At 65.0% G+C, this 11,726-nt stretch carries 8 protein-coding genes; 2 read left to right on the forward strand and 6 right to left on the reverse strand.

All coding sequences use genetic code 11. From position 1 onward, the window contains the following. Window positions 1-119: 119 nt before the first annotated feature. The 5 genes from NTW26_09630 to pruA all read right to left on the reverse strand — a co-directional run bounded on the left by NTW26_09630 (window position 120) and on the right by pruA (window position 8,228). The gene (locus NTW26_09630) at window positions 120-1,730 is read right to left on the reverse strand and encodes a glycosyltransferase family 39 protein (protein ID MCX7022513.1); all 1,611 of its coding nucleotides are present in this window, start codon (window positions 1,728-1,730) and stop codon (window positions 120-122) included. Between the two features lie 69 nt (window positions 1,731-1,799). Continuing rightward, on the reverse strand, window positions 1,800-2,456 hold the full coding sequence (locus NTW26_09635; GenBank protein ID MCX7022514.1) for a hypothetical protein: 657 nt from the start codon (window positions 2,454-2,456) through the stop codon (window positions 1,800-1,802). Window positions 2,457-2,806: 350 nt separating this feature from the next. Continuing rightward, window positions 2,807-4,432 (reverse strand): hypothetical protein, encoded by a 1,626-nt coding sequence (locus tag NTW26_09640; GenBank protein ID MCX7022515.1) that lies wholly within the window; start codon window positions 4,430-4,432, stop codon window positions 2,807-2,809. 258 nt (window positions 4,433-4,690) lie between these two features. Then, window positions 4,691-5,977: a radical SAM protein gene (locus NTW26_09645; protein ID MCX7022516.1), complete on the reverse strand. Its 1,287-nt coding sequence runs from the start codon at window positions 5,975-5,977 to the stop codon at window positions 4,691-4,693. A gap of 670 nt (window positions 5,978-6,647) precedes the next feature. After that, window positions 6,648-8,228, reverse strand: a complete 1,581-nt coding sequence (gene pruA / locus NTW26_09650) for an L-glutamate gamma-semialdehyde dehydrogenase (GenBank protein MCX7022517.1) — start codon at window positions 8,226-8,228, stop codon at window positions 6,648-6,650. A gap of 270 nt (window positions 8,229-8,498) precedes the next feature. Here pruA and NTW26_09655 point away from each other — a divergent pair, with 270 nt between their 5' ends. Together NTW26_09655 and NTW26_09660 are read left to right on the forward strand one after the other, a co-directional pair. After that, window positions 8,499-10,490, forward strand: coding sequence for a tetratricopeptide repeat protein (locus NTW26_09655; protein MCX7022518.1), 1,992 nt, complete (start codon window positions 8,499-8,501; stop codon window positions 10,488-10,490). Window positions 10,491-10,500: 10 nt separating this feature from the next. Continuing rightward, window positions 10,501-10,752, forward strand: a complete 252-nt coding sequence (locus tag NTW26_09660; protein MCX7022519.1) for a tetratricopeptide repeat protein — start codon at window positions 10,501-10,503, stop codon at window positions 10,750-10,752. A gap of 12 nt (window positions 10,753-10,764) precedes the next feature. Here NTW26_09660 and NTW26_09665 read toward each other — a convergent pair whose 3' ends face one another. After that, on the reverse strand, window positions 10,765-11,187 hold the full coding sequence (locus tag NTW26_09665) for a hypothetical protein (protein MCX7022520.1): 423 nt from the start codon (window positions 11,185-11,187) through the stop codon (window positions 10,765-10,767). Between the last annotated feature and the right edge of the window lie 539 nt (window positions 11,188-11,726).

Consider the following 11,726-nt stretch of genomic DNA (forward strand, 5'->3'; position numbering starts at 1 on the left):
TCAGGTCCGCCCCTACGTCATCGCAATCTACGAGGCACTGGCCGGGGTAAGGGCTTCCTTAAAAACACGGCGGGGACTGAAGTCCCCGCCCTACATTGACGAAAGGGCACGGGTTGAGGTCAGGGACCGGGCGGCGGGGGCGGCCTCTCGGTCAAAACGGCATACGACGGTGCGAAGTACCAGGCGTCGCGCCACTCGGCCGGGTCCATCCGCGCCAGGCCCTCCAGGTCGTCGCGCCGGTGCAGGACGGTCACCGTGGCCGCCCGGGGCACGACGAGGTGATACCGCTCCCAGAGCTCGCCGCGCCGGGTGAGGTCCAGCTCGCTGGTCAGCTCGGGCGTCCCGCCGGAGAGAAATAAATCGGGGAATGGCTGCAGCGCGATCCACTCCGGGGCGCGCCCCAGGACGTACTCCGAGTCGTAGCACTCGTGCCCCGGCTTCCCCAGGCCGGGAATCTTCACCCCTTCCCGGGCGATGTGGGCGTCGGAGAGCCCCAGCATGTCCACGGTTTCCAGGCCGGTGAAGTAGGGAATCACGCCGGCGATGGTCACCGCCACGGTGTCGTCGGGGTCGGCGTTCTCCCCGAGCCAGTGGGCGGTAGCGTGGAGCCGCTCCGAGTAGTACCGCAGGTCGCCGAAGGTTAGCGTCGGCTCGCTCCAGAAGGTGGAAAGCGCCCAGCTTCCGGCGAAGAAGATTGCAATGACGGCCGGGACGGTAAGTTTCTTTCTGGGGAGCCTTTCGAGCAGCCGCTCCGCGCCCAGGGCGGAGGCGACGAAGACCAGCGGCAGGGTGGGCACCAGGAGGCGGAAGACCATCCAGTCCCCGCCGATGATCACGAAAAAGAGCCAGTAGGCCGCCGTGCCGGCGAGCATGGGCCAGAGCCTGCGCCCCTCTTTTCCCCACCGGACGGCCGCCAGGCAGGCGAGCGGCGGCGCGGTGAACAGTAAAAACCGGCCCAGGTCGCCCAGACCGCGCTCCGCGAGGCGCCAGTTCAGTCCCGTCTTGACGTAGAAGGTGTTGGGAACCCAGTCGCCGTAGTAGAGGAGCCGGAACGCGAGCTGCCCTCCGGCCAGGGCGGCGATGGGCGCCAGGAAGATGAAAACCCGCGGCCAGTCCCGGTCCTTCCGGAAGACCAGCCAGGCGAGACCGGCGAGGGCGAAGAGCGCCCCCTCCGGCCGGACCAGGAATCCCAGGCCGAAGAGTGTCCCCGCCCCGATAAGCTCGCCCCCGCGGCGTCGTTTTTCCGCTCCTTCCCGCCCGAGGAGCAGGTAGTAGCCCCCGGCCAGGCACACCGCCAGGGCGCCCGTTTCCATGGCCCCGGCCAGGTGCCAGAACTGGAAGCTCCCGTTCAGCGCCACCAGCCACGCGGCGAGTGGACCGGCCCAGCTCTTCTCCCCGCCCAGTCTCCGCCCCAGAAGCCAGGTCAGGATGACGGCCCCCACGCCGAAGAGCCCGGCCAGAATCTTCACCGCCGCCGGTCCGGGCACGCCCAGCCCCATCAGCCCCGTCAGCATCGCCAGCCAGCCGAAGCTGGTGTAGCCCTCCACCCGCTCGCCGGGGTTGAATACCGGCCCGTGGCCCGCGAGCCAGTTGTCGGCGTAGCGCATGAAGATGTACGCGTCGTCCACCGAGTTCCACAGAAAGCGGTCGGCGTAGATAAAGGCTCCCGCGAGGGCGACGATGATCGCGCCCAGCAGGAGCAACCGGCTCCACTTTTCGTGCGAATCCATCGGCAGGAACATTTAATAAAAAAAGGGTCGTCCCCGATGATAAACCACGCCCGGCGGTGTGGCAACGGCTCACTCGACCCGGCGCTCCACGATGCCCCCCGAGTCCAGGTCGAAGGTGACGTAGCCGATGAGTCGGGCGCAGTCCCGGTCGGCGTAGAACTGGAGCTGGCCGAGTCGGCTCCCCGAGAGCGACCAGAGGAAGAGCTGGAGGTCGCAGTTCCTCCGCCCCTCGAGCCGGCGGAACTCGGCGGCGGCGATGCGCATCCAGTCCTCCACCTGGCCGTCGGAGTAGTCGGGCAGCTTCTCGAAGGACCCCCCCTCGGTGAGCCAGGACTTGGTGGTTGCGGCACCGCCCCAGTCAACCCAGACGGTGAGCAGCCTCCCGTCCCCGGAGAAGTACTCGAACTGCCACTCGGGGAAGTCCCGGGCGTTCGCCAGGCCCCCCGTCTCGTCGAGCCAGACGCCGGCGACCAGGTAGCACCGGGCGTCGGGGTCCCACATCCGGGCGGCCTCGTCGGCGATGGGCCGGGCCCAGGCGACGCCCCGGTACGTGAGGCTGTCGTACCCGGCGAGGTCCGCCGTCAGCGGGTCGGAGACGATCTGCGACTGCCTCGACGGCTCGTCGTACTTGAGGACGTACCCGCTGATGTCAGTCACGCGACCGCAGCTCGGGGCGATGACGAGGGTTGTGGCGAGTAGGAGAAGGCTTGCGGCGGGCTTGTTCACGGCTACCTTCACGTTTCGAGTGCTGATAGCCCGGATTAGTCATGTTATAAATAGCACAATTACTCTAAAGCGTCAAGTCCGGTCGGCGTATCTTATTGTAAACAAATGATTTAAACCCCTTGTCTTTACTAAATGGTCGCGGGGTTGACGCGACCGGGTGGGGGGATTTTCGGCGGCAGTTGTCGTCGTGACGGCCGGACCCGGGAGCCCGCGCGCCCGCTCTTGCCGACCTCGGGGTCGCGGCTCGGGTGGGGGTGGACGACCGGTCGGGGACCAGGGGAGACCGTTACCGAGCACATAAAAAAAAGCCGCACCGGCGATGCGGCCCTCCACCCGTGACGCAGCTTCCTCTAGTAACCGAAGATCGGCGGCGGCGGGGGGGACGTCGCCACCCGCGCCAGGGGGTGGGTGAAGTACCAGAACCGGGTCCAGCAGCGGGGGTCCAGTCGTTTCAGCCCCTCGACGTCGTCGCGGCGGTGGAGGATGGCCCGCGTGGGGAGCGGCGGCATCACTACGTGGTAATCCAGCCAGAGCTCGCGGCGGGTGATCAGGTCGTAGTCGGGCAGGAAGGCCGGCTCCTGCCCCGAGAGCAGGAAGTTCGAGGTCAGCCCCAGGATTATCCAGTCCGGCTTCCGTTCCAGGATGTAGTCGTTGTCGTAGCGCTCGTGGCCCGGAGTGGCCCGCCCGCCCAGGTCTATCCCCTCCCGGGCGATGTGCCGGTCGTTGAGCCCCAACATATCTATGGCCCGCAGGCCCGTCAGCCAGGGGATGATGCCCGCGCTGGAGACGGCGATGGTGTCGTCGGGGTCGCTGACCTCGGCGAGCCAGTGGCCGGTATGAAAGTGCAGCGTCTCATGGAAGCGGTACTCGCCGATGTGGGCGTGCTCGCCCAGCGAGGCGGACAACATGAAGAGCCCACCCACCGAGGCCGCGACCAGGACCGGCAGGGCGGCCTTCCGCAGCGGCAGATTGAGCCCCCGCAATCGGTTCAGGCCCAGCCCCGCCGTCACCGCCAGTATCGGTAGAACCGGCACTAGCAGGCGCCAGGCCATCCAGTCGCCCCCGATGAGGACCAGATAGATGAAATAGAGCCCGACGGCGGCGAGCATCGGGGCGAGACGTCGCCCAAGCCTGCGCCAGGGAAGGGCCGCCGCCAGCAGAAACAGCGGCAGGTGGCTCAGGATGAAGCCGCCCATAAATCCCAAGCCCCGCAGGAGCAGCTTGCCGTTGAAGCCCACCTTGGCGTAGAAAGTGTTGGGCAGCCAGTCGCCGTAGTAGGCCAGGCGGAAGACCTCGTGCCCGCCCACCAGGACCGCCGTCGGCAACAGGTAGATGAGCAGGCGCTTGAGCCGCCCTTCCCGGCCCGGCCAGACGTAAAGTACCCCCAGGAGGGTGAAGAGATTGCCCTCGGGCCGCAGGAGGCCGCCGAGGCCGAAGAGCAGCCCGACCCCGAGCAGCTCACGGCTCCGCCGCCGCCCGTCGGCGTTTTCATCGCCCAGGAGCAGGTAGAAGCCGGCGGTGAGCGTCAGGGCCAGGGGGGCGACCTCCATCGCCCCGGCCAGGCCCCAGAAGGTGAAGCTCGATGAGAGGGCGAGGGCCCAGGCGGTCGCCGGGCCGACCCACGAGTCCTTTCCCCCCAGGCGCCGCCCCAGGAGCCAGGCAAATGCGATGGCCCCCAGGATGCAGAGCTCGGCCAGCACCTTCGCCGCCAGGGGTCCCGGCACGCCCAGCTTCATCAGCCCCGCCAACGTCGCCATCCAGGCGAAGTTCGTATAGCCCTCGACGTGCTCACCGGGGTTGTAAACCGGGCCGAATCCGCCGTCCCAGTTGCGGGCGTAGCGCAGGGTGATGTAGACGTCGTCCAGAGAGAGCCAGTCGAACGCGATGGCGTACCAGACCGCCGAGGCCGCCGAAAAGGCCAGCGCCGCCACGAGCAGCCACTTGGCGAGCCTTCGCCGTCCGTCGGTCAGGGTCACGGTGGTTCTCCGGGAAAGCGGTTACGAGCCACGCCCGCCGAATTATAGCACACCGGTTCCGGCCCGGAGTCTGGGGGTTCCTCGGTTTCCCGCAACTCCCTCCGGGGGAGGGCTGGGGTGAGGGGTAAAACGGCGGACCGCAGAGGACTCGTCCTGCGGGTCCGTCCTGCATTATAAAAAAAGGGCGGGTTAAAAGACCCGCCCCTCCGTCATCCATCGGCACAATGGGCCGATTCGACCCGAATCCCGGCCGCTCGATCAACCCATGTCCAAGGCCAACCGGTTCGACTGCCTTCGGGGCAGAATCAATCGGTTCAATATCCCGCCGGCCGTCTTGAACGGCCTGTTGAGTATCCGGTGCGCCTCCCGGTGCAGGAACCTCATCCGTTCGGGGGTAATGTACGGGTGGTTCCAGACCAGATGCTCGGTGTTGTAGTGCCGGTAATCGCGGTCGAAGATACCGTAGGTGGATTCAAACTGGTCCCACATCGGCGTCTGGGGGAAGGGGGTCAGGATACTGAGGGCGAAGACGTCGAAGCCCATCTCCCCCAACCGGTAGACGTCCCGGAGGGTACCCGCCTCATCCAGGTTCTCGTGGCCGACGATGTAGTTGATCATCCGGTAGATCCGCCCCTTCTCCTTGGTTTTGCGCGCGAACTCGATTATCTCCTCCACCTTCTGCTTTTTGTTGACGGTGTCCAGCACCTGCTGGGAGACGACCTCGACGCCGATGCAGGTGGCGATGAGCCCGCGCTCGCACCAGTTGTCCAGGTTGTGGAGCACGATAGACGCCCGGGTCATCGCGAACCAGCGGAAGCCGTATTTTGCAAAGAGGAGGGTGATGTGGTCGCTCGCCACGGGGTCTATGCCGAAGGTCTCGTCGAAGAGCAGGAGGTATTTTATCCCCATGGTCTTGAGCTTGCGGAGCACGCTTTCGATGCCTTCCTCGTTGATGTTGAAGGTGTGCCCCCCCCCGAAGGCCGCGGCCTGGCAGAAGGAGCATTTGTACGGGCAGCCGTGCCTGGTGTAGAGAATCGCCACGTTTATCAGCTTGATTTTTCCGTGGTTGATGCTCAAGTTGCCGATCACCAGGGGGTGTTTGATCTGGTCGTCGGGCACCCGGTGTCCGAAGAGCTCGGCGACGGCGTTCTCGCCGGGTCCGATGACCGTGCGGTCCACCAGGGATTCAATGTGCGGGTCGAGGGCGCCGTAGTTCCCCGCCCATATTTCGCGCACACCCTGGCGCCGGGCCTCCGCGATCATCCGCTCGACCTCGGTTATCTCGCTCTGGTAGAGGCTGAACCCGACGACGTCCCAGCCTTCCGCCAGCTTGGCCTTGTACTCATCCCAATTCGGGAACTCGAGCAGCTCCACCTCGGGCACGTTGCGCTTGATGAATCGGAGGCCGATGTTGAAATCGCGCGGCATGCACGGGCTCCAGGGCTTGTGCTGGAAGTTGTCGTTGATGAAGTCCACGTAGATGCCCGAGAAACGACGATAGACGGTGCTTAACAGCACGCGCGGTTTCGATGAAGTTGCGCTCAACGGCTTGACTCCTTACCGAGTTGCACGGGTGGAAAACTCTCTGGATAACGCTGTCGCTGATGCTTCCAGACGTGTCTTGGCTTTTTTAATCCCGGTTATATAAATCGGGCGGGTATCCGCACCCACCCGAGGCCTGCCGCGAGGAGCACCGGTGCGAGAACTAGGAATTTTTTTTAAGACTTCGGGAAAAAAATCCCGTTCTACACTACTTTGCTCCGGTTAAGTTTTCCCCCTCGCCGGGGGGTAGTATATCACTTTTTCGATTTCAAATGTGTTCGACGCCGCAGAGCCCATCGGGGACGGACGGAGGGGGCGATGGAGCGGCCGCGCGCCGGCCTGTTCCCCCTCTCCCTTCCAGGGAGTGCCCGCCTACGGGCCGGGGTGAGGGTCGGGGCAGAGAATGCGGGCGGGTCTGGAGACCCGCCCCTACGGGTGAGATGTGAACCGTGTATAACCTTCGTAGGGGCCGACATGCGGTCGGCCCGCGGGCGACCGCAGAGGACTCGTCCTACGGGTCGCCCCTACGTCATCGCAAACGGGGTCGGGTTGCAGCGACTCCCTCTCCCTTTTAGGGATCGGCGCGCCTACGGGTTGGGGAGAGGGGTAAATAAAACGGGCGGGTGTGTACACCCGCCCCTACGAATGGTTCGCGTCTGACAGGGAGAGGCGGCTACAGCTTCTCGGACACCGATTTCCCCTGCAGGAACAACAGGAGATAGTCGCGGCCGCCGGCCTTGGAGTCGGTCCCCGACATGTTGAACCCGCCGAAGGGCTGCACGTCCACCAACGCGCCGGTGCATTTGCGGTTGAGGTAGAGGTTCCCCGCGGAGAGCTCGCGCCGGCCGCGCTCCAGGTTCTCCCTCTTGCGCGAGTAGAGCGCGCCGGTGAGCCCGAAGGGGGTCGAGTTGGCGATGCGCACGATGTCGTCGAAATCCTTGGCCTTCACCACCGCGGTGACGGGGCCGAAAATCTCCTCCTGGGCCACGCGCGCGTTCCAGGGAACGTCCACGAACACCGTGGGCTCGATGTAGTACCCCCGGCGGCCGATGACCTGGACCGGCCTGCCCCCGCAGAGAAGGCGGGACTCCTTCTTGCCGATTTCAACGTAGGAGAGAATCTTGTCGTAGGAGTCCTGGGTGATGACCGGGCCGTGGTTGTTCACCGCCGGGCCGTCTATCCACTCCGTCGGGTCGTGGGTGACGATCTGGGGGATGCGCTTGGCGAGCTTCTCCACCACCTCGTCGTAGATTTTCCGGTGGACGATGGCGCGGCTGCCGGCGGAGCACTTCTGGCCCTGGTAGCCGAAGGCGGCCACGGCGACGCCCTCGACGAAGGCGTCCACGTCGGCGGTCTCGTCGGCGGCCATGAAGTCCTTGCCGCCCATCTCCAGCACCGTCCGCTTGAGCCACTTCTGCCCCGGGTGGACCTTGGCGGCGCGCTCGAAGATGCGCGTACCAACCTCCTTGGAGCCGGTGAAGTTGATGAACCGGGTCCGGGGGTGGTCCACGATGAGGTCGCCTATCTCGCCGCCGGAGCCGGGGATGAAGTTCAGCACGCCGGGGGGCAGGTTGAGCTCTTCGAAAATTTCGACCAGCTGCCAGGCGATGGCCGGGGCCGGGGTGGCGGGTTTCAGGCAGATGGTGTTCCCGGCGACGATGGGCGCCACGGTGATGCCGGCCATGATGGCGAAGGGGAAGTTCCAGGGCGGGAGAGCCACTCCCGCGCCCAGGGGGATATAGGAGTAGTCGTTCTCCTCGCCGGGCCAGGGGGTCAGCTCCCCCGACCGGGCGTAGCGAAGCGCCTCCCGGGCGTAGAACTCGAGGAAGTCAATCCCCTCGCAGGTGTCGGCGAAGGCCTCGATCCAGTTCTTCCCCTCCTCGTACACCATCCAGGCGGAGAGCTCGTAGACGCGGTCGCGGCAGATTTGGGCGGCGTTCAGCACGTAGCGCGCCCGGTGCTCGGCGGGGACGAAACGCCAGCTCTCGAAGGCCGCGTCGGCCGACTCGATGGCCTTGGCGGCCAGCTCGGCCGTGCACTTGTGGAAAGTGCCGACCACCTGGTCCGTGTTACCGGGGTTGAGCGAGTCGAAGGTCCTGTGCGTCTCCACGTGCTCGCCGTTGATAACCAGCGGGTATGTGCGGCCGAGCTTCGATTCGACCAGCTTCAGGGCCTCCTCCATTTTTTTCCGGGGGCCCGGTTCCGAGAAGTTCACGTAGGGTTCGTTTTTGAAGGGGGGCAGCATCGTGGCCATCCTCCGGGGTAGGGTTGGCGATGGTCTTTGAAAAGGCCCGGCGATTATACGACGCCTACCGGGGGAAATAAAGGGCGGATGGTCCGGCTGCCGTCGGGAACCCCGTCGGAACCCCCGGCTCGACCGGGTCGGAGGAAGTTGACTGCATTCCCCCCGGCCGGGAGCGGATGTCGGGGCGGGAGACCTTGACGGAGGGCTTGTTTTAGACTATATTAGTAATGCCTTATCATTTCTTTAGCGCACCCGGAAACCCCAACCCCGGACGGTGGGATGGAAACCCCGGAAGAAGCCCTGCGCTCGCTGCGCCTGAAGGTTGAGTGGTCGGGTTTCCCGCCCCTGTCTCCCCCGTGCTTCGTCCGGGAGGATCGGAAAAAGGCGCTCCTGAAGTGCTACCGGTTCCTCCTGGATGGGAGAACGGACGGGGCGCTCGAAATCCTAGAGGCCCTGAACGCCGAGGTCGAGGACGAAACCAACCTCGCGGCGCTCTTGAACCTCGTCGCCTACTGCCGGATGGAGTCGGGCGACCACGAGACTGCCAAGGGCACCTACATGCAGGCCATGAGCGCGGGCCAGCGGCTCGCGAACCCGGGCATCCAGATGGACGCCCTGACGGGAATCAGCGTAACGGAGGCGTCTCTGGGCGAGTTCGGGCGGGCCAGGCACATCGTGCTCCACGGCATGGGCATCTCCGGCGCCGGCGACGTCGTCCAGCTGGCCACCCTTAAGCGCTCCCTGGGCTTCGTCGAGCGGATGGCGAACCAGCACGACGACGCCCTCGGCCCCCTGGGCGAAGCCCTGCGACTCTTCCGGGAAGCGGGCGACGACGTCGGAGCGGCCTGGACCCACCTCGATCTGGGCGCCTGTCACAAGCGGGCGGGCCGGTTCGCCGAGGCGGCGGCCTCCTTCTGTTCCTCGGTCGAGCGGTTCGATGCGCTTGAGTGCAAGCCCGGCATGTCCAAGGCCCTGATTCAGCTCGGGGCGGTCGAGGAGCTGCGCGGCAATGTGGAAGAGGGGCTCGACATCCTGAACCGCGCCCTCGTCATCGCCGAGGAGGCGGATCACAAACCGGGGATCGCGCTTTGTCTGAACAATATCGGCGTCATCCTGAACCGCCGGGGCATGTACGAGAGCGCGATCGAGCACTTCAAACGCGCCCACCGAATAGCGGGGGTCATCGGCGACGTGTCCCTGGAGAGCGGGTCCGTCAACAACCTGGGGAACGTCTACTGCGACCGGGGCGAGCTGGACCTGGCCAAGGAGTCATACAAATCCGCCATCCAGAGCCAGAGACACTGCCGCAACGAGGAGATTCTGGTCGGTTATCTGGGCAACCTCGGCCTGGTGTACCTGGAGCTGGGCGAGTTCCGGAAGAGCGCGTCGTCACTAGAGGAGGCGGTATTTCTCTTCTCGAAGGGCAACAACCGCTTCGGCGAGGCGGTTATGCTCTCCAACCTCGCCGCCGTGTACATCGAAATAGGCAAATACAGGAAGGGGATGGGGCTTTGCGAACGGGCGCTCTCCATCTTCCGGGAGCTGGACACCTCGTGCGCCACCGCCGAGACGTTGTCTAATCTGGGGTTCGCCCGCTCGCGCACAGGGGAGCACGAGCGCGCCGAAGAGGCCCTCGAGGAGGCCCTGAAGCTGCTCAAGGGGATCGAAGAGCCGAACATGCACGCACAGATTCTGGTCAAAAAGGCGCAGGCCGAGGCGAACGCCGGAAAGGTTGACGGGGCGCTGGCCACGACGCGCAGGGCCCTGGGCATCTACAAGAAGCTGGGCCAGGCAAACAAGGTCACGTACTGCCAATCCATTCTGGCCAGGCTGCACGGCCTTTTGGGGAAGACGGAAGAGGCGGCACGTTTCATCGCCCAGGCGGAAGCCGGGGTGGAGGGGATGCCGGATTCGGTGGAAAAGCTGAAGTGCCGGCTGAACCTGGGGGCCGCGCTGCGAATGCTCGGGGACCGCCGGAAGGCGTACGATTACCTGCGCTCCGCGTACCTGGGGTTTCTCAAGATGAACGCGGCGCCGGGGCTGGCGCAGTCCCTCGGTGAGCTGGGGCTGCTCGCCCGCGATACCGGCGATTTCCCCCAGGCTGCGGCGTACCTCGTCGCCGCGGTCGGGGCGCTGGACGCCCTCGAGGGGCATCCGCCGGAAAAAGAGATCATCGCGGCGGCCCTGGACGAGGCGCGGGCGGCCCTTACCCGGGAAAAACAAAAGCCGGCCGCCTTCGACCCCGCGAATCCGCCTGAGCTGGAGGATTGACCCGGGTCACGTGGTAAAAAAGCGGGCGGGCCGGTTCGCCGAGGCGGCGGCCTCCTTCCGTTCATCGGTGGAGCGGTTCGAGGCGCTTGGGTGCAAGCCCGGCATGGCCAAGGCCCTGATTGGGCTCGGGACTGTCGAGGAGCTGCGCGGCAACGTGGAGGAGGGGCTCGACACCCTGCGCCGCGCCCTCGCCGAGGAGGCGGATCACAACCCGGGGATCGCGCTTTCCCTGAACGACATCGGCGTCATTCAGTATCTTTAGTGGTTCGAACCGCTATTCGTAAAGCGCCTTTATCTCCCCCCAGCTTCCCGTTTCAACGCCCGTCGCGTCCTCGAACATCACCGCCAGCGTATCGTCCAGGATGTAACCCCGAGCGTCAGGGTCCAGAGGGTACCATACGCCCGGCGACACGGGGGGACCGATATCTACCGGACCGTAGTCGCCGCCGTCGGCGGTGTAAGGCGCCAGGTGTACGTCGGTAATATCGCCCATGAGGTCTTTCGTGGTCAAAACACGGGTTTGGCCCGGACCGAACTGGCCGTATACGCTGAAGTCCACCCGGCTCCCGGGTATTTCCACACCACCGTGGGTTAACCAAACTTCGCCGAACTCGACCTGGTGGCTGCCGCTGCGGACGGCTATATTAAAGTAAGCGGCATCAACGGTGTTGACGAAAAGGAAAAAACCAACAGACATAACGACCGCCGGTAACGAAACGATATTCCCCTTCATAGTAACCGACCTCCTCTTCGTTTTTTAACCACCTCTTAGTGTATGGACTTTCACAAATATTCTATAAGTAATTCACCTAATAATCAACGAATTATTATCGAGCGGTTTCCTCTCCCAGGGGGAGGAGCAATTGCTCACGGGCCGGGGTGAGGGGCAAAAACGGCGGGGATAGAATCCCCGCTCTACATTCGTGCGAACCGCGGTGGATGACCGAACGGGCGGGTGTGGACACCCGCCCCTACGTCCAACCGCGAATCCGTCCCGTAGGGGCGACCGTCCACGGTCGCCCGCGGGCGGGTCAAGAGCCCCGCCCCTACGGGTCAGTTGCGAATCGCGCGTCAACCTCGTAGGGGCCGACCTTTAGGTCGGCCCGCAGTCCACCTCTCCCCGTGGAAGCGGCGCGCCGACGTGGATGGGGGTGAGGGCTGCATTAGAAAAAAACGGCGGGGATATGAATCCCCGCCCTACTGTGTTAAGGCGGGGCCAATAAACCGGCCCCCTTT

The sequence above is a fragment of the bacterium genome (assembly GCA_026398675.1).
Lineage (GTDB): Bacteria > RBG-13-66-14 > RBG-13-66-14 > RBG-13-66-14 > RBG-13-66-14 > RBG-13-66-14.